Annotated in this window: 24 protein-coding genes; 12 read left to right on the top strand and 12 right to left on the bottom strand. The window is 62.6% G+C overall.

Annotated elements, in window-relative coordinates; translation table 11 throughout:
• Nucleotides 1–95 precede the first annotated feature (95 nt).
• Nucleotides 96–1178: an isoaspartyl peptidase/L-asparaginase family protein gene (locus K3174_RS15435; protein ID WP_221560334.1), complete on the bottom strand. Its 1083-nt coding sequence runs from the start codon at nt 1176–1178 to the stop codon at nt 96–98.
• A gap of 185 nt (nt 1179–1363) precedes the next feature.
• Between K3174_RS15435 and K3174_RS15440 the strand changes: the two genes are divergently transcribed.
• Nucleotides 1364–2326 (top strand): SDR family NAD(P)-dependent oxidoreductase, encoded by a 963-nt coding sequence (locus tag K3174_RS15440; protein WP_221560335.1) that lies wholly within the window; start codon nt 1364–1366, stop codon nt 2324–2326.
• 10 nt (nt 2327–2336) lie between these two features.
• Here K3174_RS15440 and K3174_RS15445 read toward each other — a convergent pair whose 3' ends face one another.
• Nucleotides 2337–3338, bottom strand: a complete 1002-nt coding sequence (locus tag K3174_RS15445; protein WP_221560336.1) for a zinc transporter ZntB — start codon at nt 3336–3338, stop codon at nt 2337–2339.
• Between the two features lie 120 nt (nt 3339–3458).
• Here K3174_RS15445 and ispG point away from each other — a divergent pair, with 120 nt between their 5' ends.
• From ispG to K3174_RS15460, 3 genes are read left to right on the top strand one after another with little or no spacing between them, the layout of a single operon-like run.
• Nucleotides 3459–4598, top strand: coding sequence for a flavodoxin-dependent (E)-4-hydroxy-3-methylbut-2-enyl-diphosphate synthase (gene ispG / locus K3174_RS15450; RefSeq protein WP_221560337.1), 1140 nt, complete (start codon nt 3459–3461; stop codon nt 4596–4598).
• 43 nt (nt 4599–4641) lie between these two features.
• On the top strand, nt 4642–5193 hold the full coding sequence (locus K3174_RS15455) for a retropepsin-like aspartic protease family protein (protein WP_221560338.1): 552 nt from the start codon (nt 4642–4644) through the stop codon (nt 5191–5193).
• Between the two features lie 60 nt (nt 5194–5253).
• Nucleotides 5254–5961, top strand: coding sequence for a murein L,D-transpeptidase catalytic domain-containing protein (locus tag K3174_RS15460; protein WP_221560339.1), 708 nt, complete (start codon nt 5254–5256; stop codon nt 5959–5961).
• Between the two features lie 6 nt (nt 5962–5967).
• Here the strand turns inward: K3174_RS15460 and K3174_RS15465 are convergent, their stop codons facing one another.
• Nucleotides 5968–7332: a L,D-transpeptidase family protein gene (locus K3174_RS15465; protein WP_247712226.1), complete on the bottom strand. Its 1365-nt coding sequence runs from the start codon at nt 7330–7332 to the stop codon at nt 5968–5970.
• 204 nt (nt 7333–7536) lie between these two features.
• On the opposite strand from K3174_RS15465, the gene K3174_RS15470 reads away from it, so the two are divergent.
• Nucleotides 7537–8427 carry a DMT family transporter gene (locus tag K3174_RS15470; RefSeq protein ID WP_345719670.1) on the top strand — a complete coding sequence of 297 codons (891 nt, stop codon included), beginning with the start codon at nt 7537–7539 and terminating at the stop codon, nt 8425–8427.
• On the opposite strand, the gene K3174_RS15475 is transcribed toward K3174_RS15470, so the two are convergent.
• Nucleotides 8424–8576 carry a hypothetical protein gene (locus tag K3174_RS15475; protein ID WP_221560341.1) on the bottom strand — a complete coding sequence of 51 codons (153 nt, stop codon included), beginning with the start codon at nt 8574–8576 and terminating at the stop codon, nt 8424–8426. The two genes, K3174_RS15470 and K3174_RS15475, sit on opposite strands and share 4 nt — an antisense overlap.
• Nucleotides 8577–8795: 219 nt before the next feature.
• Between K3174_RS15475 and acnA the strand changes: the two genes are divergently transcribed.
• Both acnA and K3174_RS15485 read left to right on the top strand, forming a co-directional pair.
• Entirely contained in the window at nt 8796–11468 is a 2673-nt protein-coding gene (gene acnA, locus K3174_RS15480; RefSeq protein WP_221560342.1) for an aconitate hydratase AcnA, read from the top strand.
• A gap of 23 nt (nt 11469–11491) precedes the next feature.
• Nucleotides 11492–12211 carry a prolyl hydroxylase family protein gene (locus K3174_RS15485; RefSeq protein WP_221560343.1) on the top strand — a complete coding sequence of 240 codons (720 nt, stop codon included), beginning with the start codon at nt 11492–11494 and terminating at the stop codon, nt 12209–12211.
• Nucleotides 12212–12229: 18 nt separating this feature from the next.
• On the opposite strand, the gene K3174_RS15490 is transcribed toward K3174_RS15485, so the two are convergent.
• The 7 genes from K3174_RS15490 to ruvA form a co-directional block, all read right to left on the bottom strand.
• A complete protein-coding gene (locus tag K3174_RS15490) occupies nt 12230–13264 on the bottom strand; it encodes a PEP-CTERM sorting domain-containing protein (RefSeq protein WP_221560344.1) in 1035 nt (344 codons plus the stop codon).
• A gap of 216 nt (nt 13265–13480) precedes the next feature.
• Nucleotides 13481–14509: a Holliday junction branch migration DNA helicase RuvB gene (gene ruvB, locus K3174_RS15495; RefSeq protein ID WP_221560345.1), complete on the bottom strand. Its 1029-nt coding sequence runs from the start codon at nt 14507–14509 to the stop codon at nt 13481–13483.
• A complete protein-coding gene (locus K3174_RS15500; RefSeq protein WP_221560346.1) occupies nt 14503–14730 on the bottom strand; it encodes a hypothetical protein in 228 nt (75 codons plus the stop codon). Before K3174_RS15500 ends, ruvB begins: the two co-directional genes overlap by 7 nt.
• A gap of 31 nt (nt 14731–14761) precedes the next feature.
• A complete protein-coding gene (locus tag K3174_RS15505) occupies nt 14762–15274 on the bottom strand; it encodes a DsrE family protein (protein WP_221560347.1) in 513 nt (170 codons plus the stop codon).
• Between the two features lie 33 nt (nt 15275–15307).
• A complete protein-coding gene (locus K3174_RS15510; RefSeq protein WP_221560348.1) occupies nt 15308–15706 on the bottom strand; it encodes a GFA family protein in 399 nt (132 codons plus the stop codon).
• Nucleotides 15703–16107, bottom strand: coding sequence for an NUDIX hydrolase (locus tag K3174_RS15515; protein ID WP_221560349.1), 405 nt, complete (start codon nt 16105–16107; stop codon nt 15703–15705). The genes K3174_RS15510 and K3174_RS15515 overlap by 4 nt, the downstream gene beginning before the upstream one ends.
• Nucleotides 16104–16700, bottom strand: coding sequence for a Holliday junction branch migration protein RuvA (gene ruvA / locus K3174_RS15520; RefSeq protein ID WP_221560350.1), 597 nt, complete (start codon nt 16698–16700; stop codon nt 16104–16106). Before ruvA ends, K3174_RS15515 begins: the two co-directional genes overlap by 4 nt.
• A 334-nt stretch (nt 16701–17034) precedes the next feature.
• On the opposite strand from ruvA, the gene aroC reads away from it, so the two are divergent.
• Nucleotides 17035–18102 carry a chorismate synthase gene (aroC, locus tag K3174_RS15525; protein ID WP_221560351.1) on the top strand — a complete coding sequence of 356 codons (1068 nt, stop codon included), beginning with the start codon at nt 17035–17037 and terminating at the stop codon, nt 18100–18102.
• Nucleotides 18103–18175: 73 nt separating this feature from the next.
• Here aroC and K3174_RS15530 read toward each other — a convergent pair whose 3' ends face one another.
• Nucleotides 18176–18913, bottom strand: a complete 738-nt coding sequence (locus tag K3174_RS15530) for an alpha/beta hydrolase (RefSeq protein WP_247712227.1) — start codon at nt 18911–18913, stop codon at nt 18176–18178.
• A 398-nt stretch (nt 18914–19311) separates the two neighbouring features.
• Between K3174_RS15530 and K3174_RS15535 the strand changes: the two genes are divergently transcribed.
• From K3174_RS15535 to katG, 4 genes are all read left to right on the top strand, one after another.
• A complete protein-coding gene (locus tag K3174_RS15535) occupies nt 19312–20223 on the top strand; it encodes a LysR substrate-binding domain-containing protein (protein ID WP_345719671.1) in 912 nt (303 codons plus the stop codon).
• Nucleotides 20224–20508: 285 nt separating this feature from the next.
• Nucleotides 20509–21075, top strand: a complete 567-nt coding sequence (gene ahpC, locus K3174_RS15540; RefSeq protein WP_221560353.1) for an alkyl hydroperoxide reductase subunit C — start codon at nt 20509–20511, stop codon at nt 21073–21075.
• Nucleotides 21076–21245: 170 nt separating this feature from the next.
• Nucleotides 21246–22835, top strand: coding sequence for an alkyl hydroperoxide reductase subunit F (gene ahpF / locus K3174_RS15545; RefSeq protein WP_221560354.1), 1590 nt, complete (start codon nt 21246–21248; stop codon nt 22833–22835).
• 195 nt (nt 22836–23030) lie between these two features.
• A complete protein-coding gene (gene katG, locus K3174_RS15550) occupies nt 23031–25223 on the top strand; it encodes a catalase/peroxidase HPI (RefSeq protein ID WP_221560355.1) in 2193 nt (730 codons plus the stop codon).
• Nucleotides 25224–25288 lie beyond the last annotated feature (65 nt).

The following is a 25288-nucleotide window of genomic DNA, read 5'->3' on the forward strand; positions in this document are numbered from 1 at the left end:
GTCCGGGTTCGGGCATGTAAGCGACAGGCAATACGCCAATATCACAAAAGGGGCCGGAGCAATCCGGCCCCTTTTTCTATGCTTCCGCTATCGGGCTACTCGTCGGCGTAGATCGCCACTTCGTTGAAGCCCTCACTTGTCGCTCGGCCACGGTACATTCCGCTGGTATTGAAACTGAATATGGCATGCCCATCAGGGGTTACAACGATCACCCCGCCATCACCGCCGAGATTTGCGACCTCGTCAATCACTCCCGTCGCTATCAATTCGATGTCATCGTTTGACAGTGGTGGTCGTGCCCAACATTCTCTGAAAGTGCCGGGTTCAGTTGGGCCGTCACAAGTAGCCTGCTCCATCAACCGTGCCTGACGAATTTCGGAGCAAATCTCGTGCGCCACCCCGACACGAATGAAGAACTCGCCCCACCCCGTCGCGGAAACGGCACAGCTACGATTGTCGGCATAGGTGCCGGCTCCGATGATTGGCGCATCGCCGATGCGGCCCCAGCGTTTACCGGTCATTCCGCCTGTCGAAGTGCCCGCTGCCATGTTACCGTCCTGATCGAGCGCTACCGCACCGACGGTGCCGAACTTCACGTCGACATCGATGGCCGAAAGCTGTTCTGCTTTCATCCGCTTGAGCGATTCCCTGCGTCGTTCGGTTTCGAACCATTCGGGTGACATGCGTTCAAGCCCCTGTTCGGTAGCAAAGGCTTCCGCACCTTCGCCTGCCAGCATCACATGCGGGCTATCGACCATCACCTTTCGCGCCAGCCGGATCGGGTGGCGGACACCGGTCACACCCGCAACCGCGCCCGCATCGCGCGTGCGCCCGTCCATGATCGACGCGTCGAGTTCGATATCGCCGTCCCAGGTCAGCACGGCCCCGCGCCCGGCATTGAACAGCGGATCGTCTTCCATCGGTTCGATTGCCGCTTGAACGGCATCCATCGCGCTGCCCCCTTCACGCAGCACCTTTGTGCCAGCTTCGAGCGCATTCTGCAGCGCCGCGCGATAGGCAGCATCCTGCTCGGGCGTCATGTCGTCACGAGCGATTGTTCCGGCGCCCCCATGGATCGCGATAGACCAGCGTGGTTCCTCCTGTGCCTTGGCAGGTACTGCAGCGAGAAATGAAAACGCGGCGACCGCGTAAGCGACGAGTGCAAAGGAGTTTCTCATGAGCGGAAGATAGCAACCAGAGTTACCTACTCAATCCGTTCCAGCGGTTTTTCAGATGTCCGCGATACGCGACATCCCCCACGCACCTGATCGAGAGAGCTTGTGTTGATACAAAACCCGGTGCGGGATTAATCATCCCGCGCTTCCTTTTATGCGCTATGCGACGGCAAAACTGGAGAGAGCGCATGAGCAAATTTGGATTTGACAGCACGGCGGACGATGTTCTCGAAGCCTGCGACCTTAGTGGGCGCACCGTGCTGGTTACCGGCGGATATTCGGGTCTTGGCAGGGAAACCGCCAGGGCGATGGCGGCGAGAGGCGCGCATATCATCCTTTCGGGTCGGGATGCGACAAAGCTGGGTGCGGCAGCCGACGATATTGCAGAGGCAACCGGTGGTCGGATCGACACGCTGGTCTGCGATCTCGCTTCTCTCCAGAGCGTGCGCGCCGCCGCGGAAGAGGCCAATGAACACTTCGACAAGATCGATCTGCTGATCAACAATGCGGGCGTGATGGCCTGTCCGCTTTCGCGCACTGCGGACGGGTTCGAGATGCAGTTTGGCACCAACCATCTCGGCCACTTCCTGCTTACCAACCTGCTGATGCCGCTTGTCGAAAGGGGCGACTCTCCGCGCATCGTCAACCTGTCCAGCCGCGGCCATCATATCGACCGCGTCCACTTCGAAGATCCGAATTATGAAAGCCGCGAATACGACAAATGGCAGGCCTATGGCCAATCGAAAACAGCCAATATCCTGTTTGCAGTCGGGTTGGAGAAACGCCTCGCAGGCAGGGGTATTCACGCCTTTGCGCTGCATCCGGGCGGGATCCAAACCAATCTCGGGCGACACATGAGCGAAAAGGACATGGCCGATCTGATCGAGCGGATTCGCCAATCTGCAGAAGAGAGCGGGCAGGAACCACAGGGTTTCAAAACCATACCGCAGGGTGCGGCAACGACATGCTGGGTCGCCACGACCGACGAATTGGCGGATGCAGGTGGGCTCTATTGCGAGGATTGCCATGTCGCCGATCAGGACGACGAGGATCGGATGGGGGGCGTACGCAGCTACGCGCTCGACGCGGACAATGCCGAACGCTTGTGGGCAATGAGCGAGAAAATGGTCGGCGAGACGTTCGCTTACTGAAAGGCCGACATCACAGCCATCTGAGCCGGCGGAAGACGACGAGCAGGCCGACGAACAGCAGTGCACAAAGGGCGACCACTCCCCAGAAGGCATCCGGATTGTCCATACCCGGCATGCCGCCGACATTGATGCCGAGCAACCCTGTAAGGAACCCCAGCGGCAGGAAGATGCCAGCCACGATCGTCAGCATGTAGGTGGCATGCTCGCTGCTGGCGAGGCTGCGCGCGCGGATCTCGTCCTGCAGCACCAGTGCACTTTCCTTGCTGATGTCGATATCGTCCAGATAGCGGCGCAGGCGTGCGATGCTTTCGGCGATTTCGCGCCGGTCGTGATCCTCGAACCACGTCGGCGCATCGCGGCTGATCTGTTCCAGTGCTTCGTGCTGCGGCGCCATATGCCGCTTGAGGCCCAGGCAATTGCGGCGGATCGTCGAGATTTGCTTCAGCATGCGCTCGGCGTGATCGTCCGGATCGTCATTCTCGAGATCGTCGAGCACTTCGTTCATGTCGACGATCGACTGGCTCATCCGGGCAATCAGAAATTCGGCGAGGAGGGTGATTGTCGCACCGGCATCGGTCGGGCCATTGCCGCGGTCGATCTGGGCGAGTACTTCGCGCGGCGTCTGCAAGGGATGGCGTCGCAAGGTGACCAGACGCCGCCCGTCGCTCCAGAACTGCATCGAGATCATATCCTCGGGCTCGGCACCCGGGTTGAAGTTGATGCCTCGCAGCGTTCCGACCAGCGTATCGCCTTCGCGAAAGGCCCGTGGGCGGCTCTGGTCGCTGGTCAGCAGTTCCGCGGTCGGCTCCGGGATGTGCAGGTGTCCTTCCAGCCAGTCCCGCACACCATCACGATTGCGACAGACATGGAGCCACAGCACCTCGTGATCCGTCGCCGGTTGCCACCGGAGCGCTTCGTCCCACCCGATCGGCCTGCCCGCCCCGCGCCCATCGAGTACGCGCCCGAACAGCAGCGGGGTTTCGGTCTCGGCAGCGTCGGTGGCCTCGCTCATGCAAGACTGGATGCCGCATCTTTGTGCGCCGGGAAAGGGGTAATGCGGGCGAACGAGGCCGAACGGACGCAGAAGGCTCCGTCATTGCCCCTTCACACTGGGCACTCTATAATGCTGGTCATGTCTTCCGTACGTCCGTGGCGCGATATTCAGCGCCGTCAGTCTCGCCAGATCATGGTCGGCAGCGTTCCCGTCGGGGGAGATGCGCCGATTACCGTGCAGACCATGACCAACACGCCCACCGAAGATGTGGCCGCCACGATCGACCAGATCCGTCGCTGCGAAGATGCGGGTGCGGACATTGTCCGCGTATCCTGCCCCACGGCTGAAGCGACCGAGCATTTCGACAAGATCACAAAAGCGGCCAATGTGCCGATCGTCGCCGACATCCATTTCCACTATAAGCGCGCTCTCGAAGCGGCGGACAAGGGTGCGGCCTGCCTGCGTATCAACCCCGGCAATATCGGCTCTTCGGAGCGTGTTGCCGAAGTCGTGCGTGCGGCCAAGGCCAATGGCTGTGCTATCCGCATCGGCGTCAATGCCGGCAGCCTCGAGAAGGATCTGCTCGAGAAATACGGCGAGCCCTGCCCCGAGGCGCTGATCGAAAGCGCGCTCGACCACATCAAGCTGCTGCAGGATCACGACTTCCACGAATACAAGGTCGCGGTTAAGGCCAGCGACGTTTTTCTCGCGGTCGCCGCCTATCACGGGCTGGCCGATGCGGTGGACTGTCCGCTGCATCTCGGCATTACCGAAGCGGGCGGGCTTGTGGGCGGCACGGTCAAGAGTTCGATCGGCATCGGCAGCCTGCTATGGGCCGGGATCGGTGACACCATCCGCGTCTCGCTTTCCGCCGAGCCCGAACAGGAAGTGAAGGTCGGCTACGAAATCCTCAAGAGCCTCGGCTTGCGCACGCGCGGCGTCCGCGTGGTGTCCTGCCCCAGTTGCTCGCGCCAGGGCTTCGACGTCATCCGCACGGTCGAAACACTCGAAAAGCGGCTGGAGCATATCAAGACGCCGATGAGCCTTTCGGTGCTCGGCTGCGTGGTCAATGGCCCCGGCGAAGCGCGCGAGACCGATATCGGCATTACCGGAGGCGGCAATGGCAAGCACATGGTGTATCTGTCGGGCGTGACCGACCACCACGTCAAGAGCGAGGATATGCTCGACCACATCGTGAGCCTGGTGGAGGCCAAGGCGGCGCAGATCGAAGCGGGCGAAGCCTTGGCCTTCGACCCGCATGCGGAAGCTGCGGAATAGGCCCTTTACCCGAAATTAAGCTTGATCCGGCATCCTTGCGGCCATGCGCGAGGCCCTCCTTCTTGGCATAGCCCTGGTGGCATTCGTCGGCAGCGCCTTCGTGCCCGGCGGCGCCTTCGACTCGGCGACGCGCGGGGCGCAGACGCTCCTGGGCAATGATTCCGGCAACACGGATCACGCGCCGCAGCCACGGAAAACGGAAGATGTCAGCTACGCGGCATGGGTGGCCGGCGTTACCGAGCTACCCCGCGCGGTCGACGGCCATTTCTACACCGAAGCGCTCGTCAACGGTTCGCAGGTCAACTTCCTGATCGATACCGGCGCAAGCGTAGTGGCGCTCACCGGAGCCGATGCGCGCGCGGCAGGATTGTACTGGTCGGATGCGGATGTAGCGCCGATTGCACGCGGTGCATCGGGCCCGGTCTTCGGCATCAACGTGGCTCTCGAGCGGGTATCGCTCGGCGGCCACGAGGCGCGCAATGTTAACGCGATTATTGTGCCGGAGGGACTCGAGATTTCGCTGCTCGGCCAAAGTTTCCTGTCGACCGTCCAGCCGGTTCGCATCGAGCAGGACCGCATGATTCTGGGCGAGTAGGCTGAAACCGCGCAGCAATGTTCATGGCGCGGCCAGCAGCGGCCTGTTAGGGTGCCAGACATGAAAAGACGGGAACTGCTCAAGGGTTCGCTTGCCGCCGGTGCAGCCATGGCCTTGCCAACAAGCCTGTTCGCGCAGGTCAACATCACCGCTGCACGCGATACCAAGCTAATGGCCATCGCTCGGGAAGAACTGGCGCGCGCAGGCGCGAATATCTGGCGCAAGGACGTCGTCGGAATCGCTGATTTCGGATTGCACTCGGCGCAACGGCGTTTCCATTTCGTCGATCTCGAGAACGAGCGCGTAACCAGCTACCACGTCAGCCACGGCACCGGCTCCGACAGCGAACACGATGGCTGGCTCAAGCGATACTCGAATATCGAGGGTAGCGAGGCTTCGAGCCGCGGCGCCTTCATGACACGTAGCTGGTATGTCGGGCGGTACGGCACCTCGATCCGTCTCGATGGGCTGGACCCCACCAATTCCAACGCTCTGCCCCGCGCCATCGTGATGCATCAGGCAAATTACGCGACCCCCGAACATGTCGACCGCTTCGGCCGCCTCGGGCGATCGAACGGCTGTTTCGCCATGGGCCCGGTCCAGTTCGACCGTGCCCTGATCGACCTGGCGGGCGGGCGTCTGCTAGTGTGCGGAAGCTATGGTCTCGCAGAAGACGGCACCCGCGTTGCACCGCCGGTCGCGCAATACGACCTGCTGCGCAACGAATATGGCGGCACGTTCGAACGGACGAACCCGGGCGTCTACTGAGCGCTCTCAGCTCGTCTGCAGATCGTCGACAATCTCTACCACCTCTTCGCTGGTTTGACGTGCACGATCGCTCTGACGGGGCGCGTCGAGTGCCGCAAGCACCGGCGCGTCACGGCCATAGATGTCGGCAAACTTCGTCAGATTGCCGCTCACGTCGACACCGTAGGTGAAATAGGTGATGTAGACCGGCCACTGCTTTTCCATCGCATAGCGCGTATATTCGCGGCTGGCCGTAATCTCCGACACCTCCTGCTGGATTGCCGGCAGTTCTTCGCGGTTCGACGCATTGCCCAGCATCGACATGGTCATGGCCAGCTCGCGTGCGCCCTGCACCCGAATGCAGCCGTGGCTCAGTGCCCGGTCATCCTGATTGAACAGCGCTTTCGCCGGCGTATCGTGGAGGAAAATCGCATGTTCGTTGGGCATGTCGAGCTTCATGAGGCCCAGCGAATTGCCCGGCCCCGGCTGCTGCACCACGGTCACCCAGCCATTGGCGCCCTTGGTAGCCTTGTAGCCGTTCGCACGCGCCCAGCCCGGATTGCCGAGCACCCTCGCGCCGAGCCCTTCGCCCTTCACGATCGACTGCGGCACGGTCCAGGTGGGATTGAAGATCACCGCCTCGACCGTTTCGGCGAGTTGCGGCGTCGCGGTGCGCCCCGGCTTGCCGACCACGACGCGGTAATTCTTGATGATCCGGTCGTTAACCGTCAAGCGGAGCTGATACTCGGGCACATTGGTCAGCAGGTACTGCTTGCCCAGATCGCGTCCGAGCCAGCGCCAGCGATCCATGTTGGCGCGGATGAGCTTGCGCTTGGCCGGATCGGTGGTTTTTGCAAGCTCGCTCTTCAGACGGGCGTAATCGGGCGACACCGGATTGAGCGCGGTCAGCGTGCCTGCAACGTCACCTGTCTCCACCGCCGCCTTCAGCAGGCGGTCCGAAGGAAGCAGATCGGGATCGGGATCGACCACGAACCACTGGCGGCGCGCATCCATCGGCGTGCGACCGTCACGCAGATCCTCGACCAGCCAGACGAAGATTTCGCTGGCGATTTCGTTGAGCGCAGTCCCCTCGCCGCCGTCAATGGCGGCCGACAGTTCGGCACTGCGGTAATCTTCGGGCACCAGCCCTTCCGCCTTCACCGTGGGAATGAAGGCCAGCAGCTTTTCGGCTTCGGGGACGGTCCATTCGCGCACGAGCACGGGAAGTTGCTGGACGACCTCGCCCGACGACATGCGGATATCGTCGAAGCTTTCATCGACGCTCGGCTGCGCCCGTGGTTTGGGGGCATCCGCCGTGTAGTCGGGCAGTTTCTCCTTAACCTTGGCCGGTTCGGGCGGCACAAGATTTTCCGGCCCATTATTCTGAGCCATCACCGAAGTCGCACAAAGCGCCGCACCCATTGCGGAGCCGATAATCAAACGAAAGCGTGTCATAAGTCCTACCAGATGCGCCCCGCGCCCCTGCAGCGCGTGTGGCGGGATAATAACCCAATACACAAGTCTATTCCAATATCCCGGCTTTCACAGGGCTGAATTAGCGATGACTGTGCGACGATGTGCAGATAGAGCAGTTCGGTGACCCGCGACAACACCCTGATGCCGATATTCGTGACCGCATTCGCAGTTGCCTGCCTTTCGTTGATGGATGCCTTCATGAAAAGTGCCGCGCTGGCGGTCGGGGCGCTAACGGCGGCTTGGCTGCGCTCGGTCATTGCGACCGGCATAGCCCTTCCGTTGTGGCTTGGGCGGGGCGGACGCTGGCCGCGCCCGGACGTGCTGAAGATCCACCTGCTGCGGTCTGCGGTTGCGACCTTCATGGCGCTCTCGTTCTTCTATTCGATCACCAAGCTACCATTGGCCGAAGCGATCGCAATCAGCTTCATCGCACCCTTGATCGCCCTCTATCTGGCGAGGGTCATGTTGGGAGAGACCATTCGTCGCGAAGCTATCTTTGCCTCTATACTCGGTTTCGCCGGAACATTGGTCATCATTGGCGGCCGCGTGGGGCAAGCGGATTTCGATAGCGACACGGCGCTTGGCCTGGCCGCCATTCTGGCCTCGACATTGCTCTATGCCTACAGCTTCATCCTGATCCGGCGGCAATCGCAAGTTGCGGGACCGACCGAGATCGCCACGTTCCATTCGGGCGTTTCGGTTCTCATCCTGGGTCTCGCCATCCCGTTTCTGTTTGAAATGCCAGGGCGCGAGACGATGATCGATCTTGTTGCCTCCGCGGTGCTCACCGTCGCGGGGGCCATGGCTTTCGCTTGGGCATATGCCCGAGCCGAGGCACAAATGCTCGTACCGCTGGAGTATTCGGGGTTTCTCTGGGCATCGCTCTTCGGTTGGCTGTTCTTCACGGAAGAACTGACCCTGCCGACCGTGATCGGAACCGCGATCATTATCGCATCATGCTGGGTTGCGACGCGCAAGACCCGCACCGCTACGGTGCCGGAGGCTGTCTAACCGTTGCGAGTGATCTGGCTTGCCCGCCCATTTCCATCGGCAAAAGTGAACGCCGCGACAAAGCATGCGGCGACGCCAAGCGCGGCAGCGATTACTGCGAGACGCAGCTTGCGCTGTGAGCGCGCGCCCGCGTCAGATAACAGAGACATGTAATTCCTCCCTCATTCCGGCCAATAAGGACCAAACGGCATATTTGCCATGATTTTGCCTTAATAATGACCGGGCCCGCCATTGGGTTCCGCCAGCCACCTCATGTTGCAGTGCCGCAGACTTGATTTTTACGGCGTTCCGGCGCAGGTGCGCGGCACATTCTGCCGCATCGACCATTGGTCGAGTGACGGCCCTCTAACGAAAGGACAGACGCGCGCATGACTCAGGTCGGCAAGGACACGCTCGGAACCCGCTCAACTCTCACCGTGAACGGCAAGGATTACGCCTATTATTCCTTCGCGAAGGCGGAAAAGACGATCGGGGACGTGTCGAAACTGCCCTTCAGCCTGAAGGTCCTGCTGGAAAACATGCTGCGTTTCGAGGACGGAGGCTTCACCGTCTCGACAGACGACGCGCAGGCGCTCGCCGACTGGCAGAAGAACCCGTCGACCGGCAAGGAAATCCAGTACCGCCCCGCCCGCGTGCTGCTGCAGGATTTCACCGGTGTGCCTTGCGTGGTCGACCTTGCCGCCATGCGCGACGCCATTTCGAAGCTCGGCGGCGATACCGCCAAGATCAATCCGCAGGTTCCGGTGAACCTTGTGATCGACCACTCGGTCATGGTCGACGAATTCGGTCACCCCAAGGCCTTCGAAAAGAACGTCGAACTGGAATATGCCCGCAATGCAGAGCGGTACGACTTCCTCAAATGGGGTTCGAAAAGCTTTCGGAACTTCTCCGCCGTGCCCCCGGGCACCGGCATCTGCCACCAGGTGAACCTCGAATACATCGGCAAGGGCGTTTGGTCGACCGCAGGCGAGGACGGCCAGATGGTCGCCTATCCCGACACCTGCGTCGGTACCGATAGCCACACCACCATGATCAACGGTCTGGGCGTACTCGGCTGGGGCGTTGGCGGGATCGAAGCGGAAGCTGCAATGCTGGGCCAGCCGGTCTCGATGCTGATCCCCGAAGTCGTCGGCTTCAAGCTGACCGGCGCGATGGCCGAAGGCGTCACCGCCACCGATCTGGTGCTGACTTGCGTCCAGATGTTGCGCGAAGTCGGCGTGGTCGGGCGTTTCGTCGAATTTTACGGTGAAGGCGTCGCCAAGCTGTCGCTCGCCGATCGCGCGACCATTGCCAACATGGCCCCCGAATATGGCGCGACCTGCGGCTTCTTCGGCATCGACGACAAGACGCTGGAATATATGCGCCTGACCGGGCGCGACGAAGACACCATCGCGCTGGTCGAAGCCTATTCGAAAGAACAGGGCATGTGGTTCACGCCCGAGAACGAGCCGGTTTTCACCAAGACGCTCGAGCTCGACGTGTCGAAGGTCGTCCCCTCGCTCGCCGGCCCCAAGCGCCCGCAGGATCGCGTCGCGTTGCCGCAGGTGGATGAGCTCTTCAACAGCGATCTCGAGAAGATCTACAAGAAGAGCGCTCCGGCGCGGGTCGGCGTGGACGGCAAGGACCACGACATCGGCGACGGCGACGTGGTGATCGCCGCGATCACCAGCTGCACCAACACGTCCAACCCCGATGTGCTGATCGCCGCGGGCCTCGTTGCCAAGAAGGCGAACGAGAAGGGCCTCAAGCCCAAGCCCTGGGTCAAGACCTCGCTTGCGCCGGGATCGCAGGTGGTCACCGACTACCTTGAGAAGAGCGGCCTGCAGGACGATCTCGATGCGCTCGGCTTCGATCTCGTCGGCTATGGCTGCACCACCTGCATCGGCAATTCGGGCCCCCTCGCTCCGCCGATCAGCAAGGCCATCAACGGCAACGACATCGTCGCCGCCTCCGTGCTTTCGGGCAACCGCAATTTCGAAGGCCGCGTATCGCCCGACGTGCGCGCCAATTTCCTCGCCAGCCCGCCGCTGGTGGTTGCCTATTCGCTGCTCGGAACGGTCACCAAAGACATCACCGAAACGCCGATCGGTCAGGACCAGAACGGCAATGATGTAATGCTCGCCGATATCTGGCCGACGAATGACGAAGTGCGCGAACACCGCACCAAGAACATCGATCGCGACATGTTCGAAACCCGCTATGCCGACGTCTACAAGGGCGACGAGCACTGGCAGGCGATCAATGTCGAGGCCAGCGACACCTATCGCTGGAACCCGACCAGCACCTATGTCGCCAGCCCGCCCTATTTCGAAGGCATGGGCATGGAACCGGCGCCGGTCACCGATATCGAGGGTGCAAAGCCGCTCGCCATCCTTGGCGACTCGGTCACCACCGACCACATCTCGCCTGCCGGCTCGATCAAGGAAGACAGCCCGGCTGGCACCTATCTGCAGGAACATCAGGTCGCGAACGCCGATTTCAACAGCTATGGCAGCCGCCGTGGCAACCACGACGTGATGATGCGCGGCACCTTCGCCAATATCCGCATCAAGAACGAAATGGTCCCCGGCGTCGAGGGTGGGTACACCACCTATAATGGCAAGCAGATGGCGATCTACGACGCCGCCATGAAGCACAAGGAAGACGGCACGCCGCTGGTGGTCGTTGCCGGCAAGGAATACGGCACCGGCTCGAGCCGCGACTGGGCGGCCAAGGGCACGATCCTCCTGGGCGTGCGCGCGGTGATCGTCGAAAGCTTCGAGCGTATCCACCGTTCGAACCTCGTCGGCATGGGCGTGCTGCCGGTCCAGTTCAAGGAAGGCGACACGCGCACCTCGCTGGGGCTCACAGCGGCCGACAGCTTCACGATCAAGGGGCTTGCCGACCTGACCCCGGGCCAGGATATCGAAGTCGAAGTTACCCGCGAGGATGGCTCGAGCTTCAGCTTCACGGCGCTGTGCCGCATCGATACCGCCAACGAGATGGAATATTACCGCAACGGCGGCATCCTGCATTACGTGCTGCGCAAGCTCGCGGCATAACCCATGATGTGCGCCGCCGTAGCATGTCGGTTCTGAGCCGCTTTTCGAGGCTGCTGGGGCGTTCCGAAATCGATCCACGAGCCGATCCCGCAGTCATGCGCGGGATCGGCGATGCGGTTCGCGATCGCCTTAGGACCGACCCGCAGGTGCAATCGCGCGGCGGCGACAAGGCCGATCTGTTCCTGATGCGCGGGCTGCTGACCGCGCAGGAATGCCGCAAGCTGATCGCCATTATCGACAGCCGCATCCAGCCTTCCGTGCTGTTCTCGGAGAAAGTGGCGCCCAAGGGGCGCACCAGTTCGACGCACTTCTTTTCCGAAGACATGCCCGAAACCCTCGCGCTCTCGCGCAAGATCGGTGATGTGACCGGCATCGCCCGCGTCCATGCCGAACCTCTCCAGGGTCAGCGTTATCGGGTCGGGGAGGAATATCGCCATCATCGCGACCATTTCCGCCTCGATCGCCCGCATTGGCAGGTCGAACGGCGGCGCGGCGGGCAGCGTAGCTGGACCGCGATGGTCTATCTCAATGCCGTCGAGGAAGGCGGCGAGACCGAGTTTCCCGAGCTCGACCTGAGGGTCGTGCCCGAACCCGGCTTGCTGCTGATGTGGGACAATATGGACCGCAAGGGACACCCCAATCGGGCAACGCGGCACGCTGCCCTACCCGTGCAGGCGGGCGAGAAATACGTCGTGACGCAATGGTACCGGCAGGGCGAGTGGAGCCTGCGCCAGCGCGACTAGGGCCGCGCCGTCAGGCGATCAGGCGCCGCGCTTGATACGGAACTTTCGGCGACCGAGGATCGCCGCTGCCGCCATCCCGAACAGCGCCATCATCGGCGGCGCGGGCACATCCGTGCCGCTCGTCGTGCCGGAAGTCGTCACAATGCCCGTGGTGGACACCACACCGGTTGTCGAAACCACTCCGGTGGTGGAAACGACGCCGGTCGTCGAAACGACACCGGTTGTTGAGACTTCACCAGTGGACGTCGAGACTTCACCAGTGGACGTCGAGACTTCGCCCGTAGAGGTGGAGACTTGGCCAGTCGATGTCGAGACTTCCCCGGTAGAGGTAGACACTTCACCGGTGGAGGTGGAAACCTCGCCAGTCGATGTCGAGACTTCGCCGGTGGAAGTGGACACTTCGCCCGTGGTCGTGGTCGAGCTTACTTCACCGGTGCTGGTCGATACGCCGCCCGTAGTGGTCGAACTGGAAGTCGAACTCGAGGTGGAGCTGCCGCCACTGGAGGTCGAGGTGGAACTTCCGCCCGTCGACGTGGTGGTCGAAACGATCACGTCCCCGGGTTCGCCGCCGGTGGTCGTGGTCGAGTTGACGACCACACTGCCGCCGCCGCTCGAACCGGTGAAGAAGCCACCGAAAAAGCCACCGCCGAAGCCGCCGCCATAGCCACCACCGCCGTATCCGCCACCGGGTATGGAGCGGGCCGAACCGCTACCGCCGACAGGTGCCGCCGCAGGCAGCGGCGGGACGGGGACGGGCACCATCGCCTGGCGATAGACCGGCGGACAGATATTGTCGGGATTGTAGGCTGCCTGGGGCGAGTCGGCCGGTACGCATTCAACCTGCCGTGGCGGAATGGTGCGGGCGCGCGGCACGGTGGCCCGCGGTACGGTGCGCGGCTTGATCTGCTTGACGGAAGCCTGCTTGACCGATTTCGACTTGTATTGCGGATTGTCCGTAAGGGGCTTCTCTGCAACGTGCACCGCGCCGCCGGCAAGCAGGGCACCGCCCGCCGCAGTGGCCGAGAGTTTGGCAAGAGCTGACTTGACCGACATCGCTTGTACTTCCCTTTGCGACCGGACAGGGATGAAGACATCTTCCCTGCCGCAGTCCTGGACCTTGTCTAACGCGAATCCCGATGCGGTATTCGCACGAATTCACTGATCGCTAGTTCACCTAGAAAGTAAATTTTTCACCGAATTGCGAGGCTTGCGCAAGCGGCGTCCCGTTTCGGGACCGAAATCTTTAGCATTCCTGCCGCAGCGGTAGCTTCACTTGTCGAACATATCCCCCTGCGGCCGCGAGGGGGGTGTGATGCCGAGATGCTGCCAGCCGCCATCGTTGAGGCAGCGCCCGCGCGCCGTGCGGGCGATCAGGCCGAGTTGAATGAGGTAGGGTTCGATCACTTCCTCCACCGTGTCGCGGGGTTCCGACAGACCCGCGGCCAGCGTTTCGACACCCACGGGTCCGCCTTTATAGGTGGTCGCGATCATGGTGAGATAGCGGCGATCCATCGAATCGAGGCCGAGCGAATCCACCTCCAGCCGGGTCAGCGCCTCGTCGGCCACTCTGGTCGTGACCACCGGTTCGCCCAGCACGCTGGCGAAGTCGCGCACGCGGCGCATCAGGCGCCCGGCGACCCGCGGGGTGCCGCGCGACCGACGGGCGATCTCGCGTGCGCCGCCTTCGTCGATGCCCATGCCGAGCAGGCCGGCGCCGCGGGTGACGACCCTGAGCAGTTCGTCCTCGGTGTAGAAATTGAGCCGCACCGGAATGCCGAAGCGGTCGCGCAGCGGCGTCGTCAGCAACCCCTGCCGCGTGGTCGCACCGACCAGAGTGAAGGGCGGCAGGTCGATCCGCACGCTGCGCGCACTGGGTCCCTCGCCGATGATGATATCGAGCGCACGGTCCTCCATCGCCGGATAGAGCACCTCCTCGACGACGGGATTCAGCCGGTGGATCTCGTCGATGAAGAGCACGTCGTTGGGCTCGAGATTGGTCAGCAGCGCCGCCAGATCGCCCGCCTTCGCGATTACTGGCCCGCTGGTGGCGCGGAACCCGACGCCGAGTTCCTTCGACACGATCTGCGCCAGCGTGGTCTTGCCGAGACCCGGCGGGCCGAAGAACAGCACATGGTCCATCGCCTCGCCGCGGCCACGTGCGGCTTCGATGAACACGCGCAGGTTCTCGTGCGCTGCTTTCTGCCCGACGAATTCGTCCAGCGACTTGGGACGCAGCGCGGCATCCGGGTCGTCCGGCTGGCGCTCGGGAGAGTGGAGGGAGACGGGTTCGGTCACCATTTCTTTTCCTGCGCCAGCAATTCGCATTGTCCCTTAGAAAGGCGGAGAATCCCGATCCGAACCGGCATCCAGCCAATCCAGACGCCTCCACGCTCCTCACACTTAGCAACGTCATCGCGATAGTCAGCGATCTGCGCGACCAATGCCCCGATCACTGCGACCATGAACAAGGCTAGACCTCCCCATAGCTTGATGGCCGGGTTGAGCTTGATGTTGCCCATTATGCCGCGAACGAAGATCACGTGCACACCATCAAAACGGGTTCTCCGTATAGCCCGCCTGCTGCAACAGGGCGTGGGCGGTCATTGCCGACAGCGCCATCTCGACGCCGGGGATCAGGTCTTCCTGCGTCACGCCATAGACTGCCGCGCTCTGGCCGCAGACGATGAAGCGCACGCCGTGTTCGAGCATCACCTGCACCATGTCGGCCGAGGTGTTGTCGGGCTTCGCCAGGAGATCGTTCACCGCCTTGCCATGCACCACCACGGCAACGCGGATATTCTCCTCCGCCACACCATGGGCGACGTGCATGTTGATGAAGCGCGCCGCGCTTTCGAGGCGCCGGTTTAGCTTGCCCTCGTCCGCCGGCTCCAAGACGTCGAAAGCCACCGCGAATTCGCTATCGGCGGGAACTTCGCCGATGCCCTCGACCGGCGCATGCGGCCCGAACCGGGTGAATACCGGCCCTGTCTTGAAAACGCTCATATCCTGCGCGGCGAGCGGTGCCGCAAGCAGCAGAAGCGGGGCAAGGAACAGGGGTTTCATGGGCGATGCCTCCTCAGACCTGGCGGCCGGCTGTCAGTCATAATGCTCGATCCCCTCCCCCACGATCGCGATCCAGCTATGCTTGCGCGCCTCGTAAACCGAATAATTCGGGGCCGGAAAGGCAGGGTCTGCAAAGCGCCCGACGGGGATCGCCACAAGATCGCGGTGCGGGCGAGCGACATACCATACCTCGGACCCGCAGACAGAACAGAAATGGTGGTCGCTGGTGTTGCCGTTTTCGGCGGTGCGGGTCCAGACACGATGCTCGCCTTCGGTCGTTACCTTGTCGGCCGGAAAGCGCGCCTGCGCCGCGAAGGCGGAACCGCTGCGCTTCTGGCAATCGAGGCAGTGACATACGGAAATCCGCACCGGCTCACCTTTGCATGCGGCGGAGAGCCGACCGCACTGGCAGCTGGCGACACGCGCTTTCATAGACGCTTTCCTTCCAGCGCCAGCGGGAGAATATGATCCCGCGTCAGCGGCGCGAGTTCGACGGGGCCAGGGGCGCCGGGTGCGATCCAGCGGGCTTCGGCCAGTTCGGCCCCGACCCGGTAAGCGCCGGGTGAGCGGCAGGCGAAGATCTCGGCCTTTACAAGACAGTCCGGCTCGTTGGCGGCGGGCGCGGTTGCACGGCCGAGATACCCCAGGTCGTCCTCCGACAAGCGCAGCGACAGCTCCTCTTCGAGCTCGCGCAGCAGAGTTTGTGCCGGCTTCTCACCGTCCTCGATCTTGCCACCCGGTTGCATGAACGCGGTTGTCCCACGCTTGCGGACGAGCAGGATACTGCCCGCCGCATCCCGCAACACCGCTACCGCGATCCGGATCACGCTCATCCCGCAGCCCGCTTGAGCGCGACGCGGATGAGGTCGCCCTCGCTCGCGCCTTCGCCCAGTTCGCCCTGCGCCGCAGCCACCGCGCGCGCGGCGACGACGGGCTTGAAGCCGAGATTCTCGAGCGCGCTCACCGCGTCGGCGCTGGAGCTACCAGACAATTGAGCCGCTGGTTCGACCCCGCCCCTGGGCACCACTCCGGCCTTGTCTTTCAGTTCGTTGACGATGCGGCCCGCCAGCTTCGGTCCCACCCCATTGGCCCGTGCGACCATCGCCGCGTCGCCATTGGCGCAGGCCTGCTGCAGCTCGCCGGTCGACAGCGCGGAGAGGATCGCCAGCGCCACTTTGCTGCCGACGCCCTGCACCTGCGTGAGCAGGCGGAACCAGTCGCGCTCGGCGCTTTCCGCGAAGCCGAGCAGGCGCATGTCGTTCTCGCTCACCTGCAGATCGGTATAGACGGTACAGGACTCGCCCACTTCGCCGAGCGCGCTGAGCGTCCGGGCCGAACAATGGACGAGATAGCCGACGCCCGCGACATCGATCACCGCCCAGTCGGCACCGGTTTCGTCGAGCAGGCCCTTCAGCTTCGCAATCATGTGTCCCGTTCCGCACCACGCTTCAGTCCTTGAGCGCGTTTTGTTCCTGCCGACTCGGCGGCAATTTGGCTAGCCCCGCCGTGAACTTGTGCGCCATCGGCTGCGTCGCCTTGTTCAGGCTTTTGCCCGGAAAGCTGAAACATGGACCGCCTGTTACACCGTCCAAGAACGAAAAAATCCGTCGAGGTGAGCGCCGCGCGTGGACCCGACGATATACAGGCAGGCGATGCAAAGGTAACGGCTCATCCGCTGACCATGCCAAGTTGCAGCGAAGTAGGAAAATCTTCGCCGCTCCGCCGCTCGACAGTCGCTGCACTTGCGCTAAGACACGCGCATGAGCTGGAACACATTCGGACGGAGCCTGCGCTTTACCACCTGGGGCGAAAGCCACGGCCACGCCATCGGCGCGGTGGTCGACGGGTGCCCGCCGGGGGTCGACCTGTCCGAAGCCGATATCCAGCCCTTCCTCGATGCGAGGAAGCCCGGACAGAACAAGTTCACGACCCAGCGCAAGGAGCCGGATGAGGTCCGCATCCTGTCGGGCGTGTTCGAAGGCAAGACCACCGGTACGCCGATCAGCCTGTTGATCGAGAATACCGACCAGCGATCGAAGGATTATTCGGAGATCGCCAACACCTATCGCCCCGGCCATGCCGATTACGCCTATGACGCGAAATACGGCTTTCGCGACTATCGCGGCGGCGGGCGCAGCAGCGCGCGCGAGACGGCGATGCGCGTGGCGGCAGGCGCGGTGGCGCGGCTGGTCATTCCCGAGGTGAGCATCCTCGCCTACGTCGCGGAAATCGGCGGGGATGCGATGGACCCGGCGAATTTCGACCGCGAAGAGATCGCGCGCAATCCCTTCTGGTGTCCCGACGCGGATGCGGCCAAGCGCTGGGAGAAGCTGGTCGACGAAGCGCGCAAGGCGGGATCGTCATTGGGCGCGGTGGTCGAATGCGTGGCCAGCGGAGTGCCCGCCGGCTGGGGCGCGCCGGTCTATGCCAAGCTCGACGCGGATCTGGCGGCGGGCATGATGAGCATCAATGCGGTCAAGGGCGTCGAGATCGGCGACGGCTTCGGCGCGGCGCGGCTGACCGGCGAGGAGAATGCCGACCCCATGCGCCCCGGAAACGACGGCCCGCGCTTCGAGGCCAACCATGCCGGCGGGATCGCGGGCGGGATCAGCACCGGCCAGCCGGTCACCTGCCGCGTGGCGTTCAAGCCGACGAGTTCGATCTTCACCCCGGTCGAGAGCATCACGTGTGACGGCGAGGCAACCGAAGTGCGCACCAAGGGCCGCCACGACCCCTGCGTCGGCATCCGCGGCACGCCGGTGGTCGAAGCGATGATGGCGCTGGTGCTGGCCGATCACAAGCTGCTGCACCGGGGGCAGTGTGGGTAGCGGACATTCGGCTTGCGTCTCTAAACTCAGTCATTCTGAACACCTCGTTCCGCTACTAAGAGCAGACATCGTATCAGGTCCCTGAACGAAATCGTCCCAGCACGCCGATGCTCTCCATCCACTGCCTGACCTCCCTTGGCCATTCCCGCGTGATCGGATCGTCTGTCGGTCGCATTCCGAACGCATGGCCGCCCGTGGCGTAAAGGCGCAGATCGACCGGCACCCCGGCGTCAGTGAGAGCTAGCGCATAAGCCATGGGGTTCCGGACATCGTCGACCGGATCATTCATCGCATGAATAATGAGCGTCGGCGGCGCCTCGGGGCTAATCTCAACCCAAGTCTGTAGTTCCAGACTGTTCCTGCCTTTGCTGTTGTCAAGAACCTTCGCGTTATAAGCGACGATGGCGAAGTCGGGCCGCGGGGATTGCTGATCGGCCGCATCAGTCAGTTGATAGGTCCGTGCGACGGTGTTGCTCATATTTATAACGAGATAGGCGCCCGCGGAAAATCCGATCGCGCCGATCTTGTGCGGATCAATGCCATAGGTCGATGCACGTTCTCGCAAGAGGCTGATTGCGCGCTGGGCGTCTTCCAGCCCGAGCAGGACCTTCGGACGTTGCTGCTTCCCATCGACACGCGGCCAAACCTGAGGCGTCCGGTATTTCAGCATGGCGCAGGTCATTCCCTGCCGGACGACCCAATCGCAAATTTCCGTGCCTTCGAGGTCGGTCGCGACCGCGTGAAACCCACCTCCGGGGATGACCAGCATCGACGCGCCGGTGTTGCGCCCCTGGGGCCTGTAGATCGTCATGGTGGGGCGCGTGACGTAACTCGCCCAATGCCATTTTTGGCCCGCAACGAGCGACGAACCGTTACCGGTATGTTCGGGATGGTCGCCGCTATCGGGTTTCGCGAGCGGAACGTCCGCGGGCCAAAGCGGGATTTGCGTGCCGCCTTCGGTCGGCTGCCAGACGCCTTCCTTCTCCACCTTGGGAACGGTTGCTCTTGAAGGCGTATCTTCCTGTGCTTGAGAGCATGCCGGACCAGCGAAAGCCAACGCCAAGAGAAGAGAGGAAGAAACGGCTCTGAACCACGGCATTATCTTTATCTCCTGCCTTCATTGCAGCTATTGAACTAAACTCATGGGAGCGTTGGTTCAGGAAACGATGGCTATCGCAGGTAATCGGTTCCGGCAAAGGAGATGTGGTCGTGCCTGACAAGAGGAAACCTAATAGCCAAGCGCTGACCACCATATCCCTGAACAACCTGCGCGCCTTTGAAACTGCCGCGCGTCATCTGTCCTTCACCGTCGCAGCCGATGAATTGGGCGTCACGCAGGGGGCGGTGAGCCATCAGGTTAGGGCGCTCGAGGACCGGCTCGGCATGAAGCTGTTCCGCCGGACGCCCAAGGGCCTTACCATCACCGACGAGGGCCTCACGCTGTTCCCGACGCTAAACGACGCATTCGCGAGGATGACCCGTCTGTTCGCGCGCTTCGATCACGGCGAGCGGCGAGAAGTCCTCACAGTCGGCGTCGTCGGCACGTTTGCCTTGGGATGGCTGCTACCGCGCATCGCAGATTTCGAGCGGACGCATCCTTTCGTGGACCTGCGTCTTCTCACCAATAATAACAGGGTGGATGTCGCTGGTGAGAGCCTGGACTGCGCAATCCGCTACGGGGACGGTGCGTGGCGAAGCCTAGAATCGACGCATCTGATGAGGGTATCGATGTCGCCGCTTTGCGCGCCGGAACTTGCCGATCATTTCCGGACGCCGAATGATCTGCGTGGCGCCACGATGCTGCGCTCCTACCGGGGGCAAGACTGGTTCGCATGGTTGGCCGCGGCGGGGTTGGACGACTTTCCCTTACGCGGCCCAATTTTCGACTCCTCGACACTGATGTCTCAAACCGCCATGCGCGGTCACGGCATTGCCGTGCTTCCGTTGGAGATGTTCGAAGTCGAGCTGGACGGCGGTGATTTGGTTCAACCGTTCGCGATCACCGTCTCTACGGGCTCATATTGGCTCGTCCGCCGGCAAGCCAGCGACCTGACCGACGCATTCATGGCTTTCCGAGATTGGCTCTGCGCCGAGATTAGCGGCGAAGCAGAATTGAGGTAGACAGTCTATTCTAACCATCGTTTCAGAACGGCAGCGATCGCCGGCTGCTTCCCAAAACCTGCCAGTCAGCTACCCACCCATAGCCGGACACTCACAAAGTACGTGAAGCCCCACTTCATTGCAAAAAAGGCAACCTAATGGCCGCAACGTTGCACTTTTCGAAAGTTCCAACCATTTGATCGATTATTCCGATGCTCGCAATCGCAACATATCGCTTTTGTGCATCGCAACAGGCCCTATCTGTGGTTCGACAGTTTCAACCCGAACACACGGAGAATCAAAACCATGGGTATCATCGGAAGCCAGATCAAACCGTTCACCGCCACCGCTTTCCAGGCCGGCAAGGACTTCTTCGAGGTCACCGACGAGGACGTGAAGGGCAAGTGGGCCGTGTTCTTCTTCTATCCGGCCGACTTCACCTTTGTCTGCCCGACCGAACTCGAAGATCTGGGCGAGCAGTATGCGATGCTCCAGAAGATGGACGTCGAAGTGTATGGCGTGTCGACCGATACCCATTTCAGCCACAAGGCCTGGCACGACACGTCGGAAAAGATCGGCAAGCTGCAATTCCCGTTCCTGGGTGACCAGAACCACGTCCTCGCAACCAATTTCGACGTGCTGCGCGAAGGCGTGGGCCTGGCCGACCGTGCGACCTTCGTGGTCGATCCCGACGGCGTGATCCAGATCATGGAACAGACCTGCGAAGGCGTCGGCCGCAATGCCAACGAACTCGCGCGCAAGATCAAGGCCGCCCAGTATGTCCGCGCCAACCCCGGCCAGGTCTGCCCGGCGGCTTGGGAAGAAGGCGGCGAAACGCTGGCTCCCTCGCTCGATCTCGTCGGCAAGATCTAAGCGTTAATTCGCCAGACAGATCGGACGGCCTAGCGCCGTCCGTACAACAACCCGAGCGATAAGACTCGGGTCGCTGGAAGGCCCGGGGCATCCCCCCTCCCCCCGCCCCGGGCCTTTTCCTCTCCCTGGATTTTTGCAGCCCCTTTCCAGCCCACGCCCGGAGTCCGCCCATGCTCGATGCAACCATGATCCAGCAGCTCAAGACCTATTTCGCCAATCTGCGCGAGCCGATCGAACTGGTCGCCTCGCTCGGCGGGGATGACAAGAGTGCACAGACGCGCGAATTGCTGGAAGAGATCGCCGCGCTGCACGATTTCGTGAGCGCGAGCTTCGATGGAACCGATGCAAGGAAGCCCAGCTTCGTCATTCGCCGCGCCAGCGATGCGGAAAAGTGGGTCCGTTTCGCGGGCCTTCCGATGGGGCACGAATTCACCAGCCTGGTACTCGCCCTGCTGTGGGCCGGAGGGCACCCGCCCAAGGTCGACGCCGATCTGCTGGAGCAGGTTCGCGGGCTGGAAGGCGATTTCAACTTCGAGATGTATTTCTCGCTGAGCTGCCACAATTGCCCCGACGTGGTGCAGGCGCTGACGCTGATGGCGCTGGAGAACCCGCGCATTACCGCCACGCTGATCGAAGGCGGCACCTTCCAGGACGAGGTGGACAGCCGCGAAGTGATGGCCGTGCCCGCGACCTTCCTAAACGGAGAGCCGTTCTACAATGGCAAGATGGAACTGGCCGAAATCCTCGCGCGGCTCGACACGGGCAGCGAGGAGAAGGCGGCGGAAAAGCTTTCGGGCAAGGATCCGTTCGAAGTGCTGGCGATCGGCGGAGGACCCGCGGGGGCCGCGACCGCCATCTACACCGCACGCAAGGGTTTCCGCACCGGTATCGCCGCCGAACGCTTCGGCGGGCAACTCCACGACACGCTGGGGATCGAGAACCTGCCCGGCACGCCCTATACCGAAGGGCCGAAGCTGGCGGGCGAACTCAAGCGCCATGTCGGCGAATACGAGATCGACCTGATGGATCTGGCCAAGGCCGTGAAACTGGTCCCGGCCAAGGAGGAAGGCGGGCTCCACACGGTCGAGCTGGGCAATGGCGCCAGCCTCACGGCGCGCAGCCTGATCATCGCCACCGGCGCGCGCTGGCGCAATCTCGGCGTGCCCGGCGAGGCCGAATACCGCAACAAGGGCGTGGCCTATTGTCCGCATTGCGACGGCCCGCTGTTCAAGGGCAAGCGCATTGCCGTGATCGGCGGCGGCAATTCGGGTGTCGAGGCGGCAATCGACCTTGCCAAGATCGTCGGACACGTCACGCTGATCGAGTATGACGACAAGCTGCGTGCCGACGAGGTGTTGCAGAAGAAACTGCGCAGCATGGGCAATGTCGAGATCGTGACCGGCGGTCAGACCACCGAGATCACCGGTGAGGGCGGCAAGGTGAACGGGCTTATCCTGAAAAACCGCAGCAGCGGCGAGGAACGCCGGATCGAGCTCGAAGGCGTTTTCGTCCAGATCGGTCTGGTCCCCAACACCGAATGGCTGCAGGATTCGGGCCTGGAACTCACGAACTTCGGCGAAATCGTCACGGACGAGGAAGGGCGCACCAATCTTCCCGGCGTGTTCGGCGCGGGCGATGTCACCGATGTGCCCTTCAAGCAGATCGTCGTCGCGATGGGCGAAGGTTCGAAGGCCGGCCTCGCCGCTTTCGATTACCTGATTCGCACCGAACCGGTCGAGGATATCGCGCAGGCAGCCTGATTTCGTCACGCACCGGACACGAAAGCGTCGCCATTCCAACGGGATGGCGGCGCTTTTCGCATATGGGGCACGTTTGGCCGCATCATCGCCAAAGGCAATCAAATCGACGCAATTAATCGATTGGACGAATTACCGGGAAAGGCGCATCCCCTCTGCGACCTACCCCCCGAGTCTATGAGAGTGGAGAGACGAACGATGGATGCGAAGACAGGCGAAATGAGCGGCTGCCCGATGCATGGCGACGGCGGCGTACGCGCCCTGCTCGGCCGGACGAACAAGGACTGGTGGCCCGAAATGCTGGCCACCGAGATTCTCAACCCCAACGGCCCGACCAATCCCCTGGGCGACGACTTCGACTATGCCGAGGCCTTCAGCAAGATCGACTACAAGGCGCTGAAGGACGATCTGACCGCGCTGATGACCGACAGCCAGCCCTGGTGGCCGGCCGATTACGGCCATTACGGGCCGTTCTTCATCCGCATGGCCTGGCACGCCGCAGGCACCTATCGCACTGCCGATGGACGCGGCGGCGCCAATAGCGGGCAGCAGCGTTTCGCCCCGCTCGACAGCTGGCCCGATAACGGCAATCTCGACAAGGCGCGCCGCCTGCTGTGGCCGATCAAGCAGAAATACGGCGACAGCCTCAGCTGGGCCGACCTGTTCATCCTGACGGGCAATGTCGCGATCGAAAGCATGGGTGGCCCGATCTTCGGCTTCGGCGGCGGCCGCGCCGACGTGTTCGAACCCGAGCGCGACATCTATTGGGGCAGCGAAGACAAGTGGGTCAACGAAGGCGTCCAGACCCGCATCGCGCCCGAGCACGGATTCGAGCAGATCGAAGGTCCGCTCGCCGCGATCCAGATGGGGCTCATCTACGTCAATCCAGAAGGTCCGCAGGGGAACCCGCACGACCATGAGGGCATGGCGCGCGACATGAAGGAAACCTTCCGCCGCATGGCGATGAACGACGAGGAAACCGTCGCGCTAACCGCCGGTGGCCACACCTTCGGCAAGGCACATGGCAATGGCGACGCTTCGGCGCTTGGCGCGGCCCCGGCCGGCGGCGACCTTGCCGCGCAGGGCTTCGGCTGGGTCAGCAGCGCCGATCACGGCGGGATCGGAGAGCACGCCGTCACCAGCGGCATCGAGGGCGCCTGGACCAACACGCCCGACAAATGGAGCGAGAATTATTTCCGCCTTCTGCTCGATTACGAATACGAGCTGGTGCAGTCGCCCGCGGGCGCGAACCAGTGGCAGCCGATCGACCAAAAGGAAGAGGATATGGCTCCGGCGGCATGGGATCCGTCGATCAAGGTTCCGACGATGATGACCACTGCGGACATGGCGCTGAAGCTCGATCCCGACTATCGCAAGATCTCGGAGAAGTTCCGCGAAGATCACGAAGCGTTCAAGGATGCATTCGCCCGCGCCTGGTTCAAGCTGACCCACCGCGATATGGGCCCCAAGATCCGCTATCTCGGGCCGGAAGTACCGGCGGAAGACCTGATCTGGCAGGACCCCGTTCCCGCGGGCACCACGCCCTCGGACAGCCTCGTTGCCGAAGTGAAGGGCAAGATCGCCGATAGCGGGCTCACCGTAAGCCAGCTGGTCAAGACCGCCTGGGCATCGGCCAGCACCTATCGCAAGTCGGACCATCGCGGCGGTGCCAACGGAGCGCGTATCGCCCTCGCCCCGCAGAAGGACTGGGACGTCAACGAGCCCGCCGCACTCAAGAAAGTGCTCGACACTCTCGATGGGCTACGCGGCGACATGAGCCTCGCCGATACGATCGTGCTCGGCGGTGTGGTCGGACTGGAGATGGCGGGCGCGACCGACGTGCCCTTCACCGGCGGTCGCGGCGATGCGACGCAGGATCAGACCGATGTCGAAAGCTTCGACTGGATGGAACCCGAGGCCGACGCCTTCCGGAACTACAAGCCCAGGGCCCTGAGCGTGAAGACCGAGGAAATGATGCTCGATCGCGCCAGCCTGCTGGGCCTGTCGGTGCCGGAGATGACGGTATTGATCGGCGGCCTGCGTGTGCTCGGCGCGAACCATGGCGAGCGTGGCCATGGCCATCTCACCGAGCGGTCGGGCCAGCTCACCAACGACTTCTTCGTGCACCTCTACGACATGACCAATGTCTGGAAGTCGACCGACGACAGCGACGAGGAATACGTCGCGACCGACCGGGCGGGCAGTAACGAGAAGTGGCACGCAACGCGCGCGGACCTGATTTTCGGTTCGAATGCGGAACTGCGCGCCGTCGGCGAGATCTACGCGCAGAAGGGCGGAGAGGAAAAGTTCAAGCGGGACTTCGTCAGGGCCTGGACCAAGGTCATGGACGCGGACCGTTTCGACATTTCCTACCAGGCCTACCATGCCTGACAATTAGGCGGTCCGACCGATCGTCAACCGAGAGCCCCCGGCGCGCAAGCCGGGGGCTTTTCCGT

The sequence above is a fragment of the Qipengyuania qiaonensis genome, from assembly GCF_019711515.1.
GTDB classification, from domain to species: domain Bacteria; phylum Pseudomonadota; class Alphaproteobacteria; order Sphingomonadales; family Sphingomonadaceae; genus Qipengyuania; species Qipengyuania qiaonensis.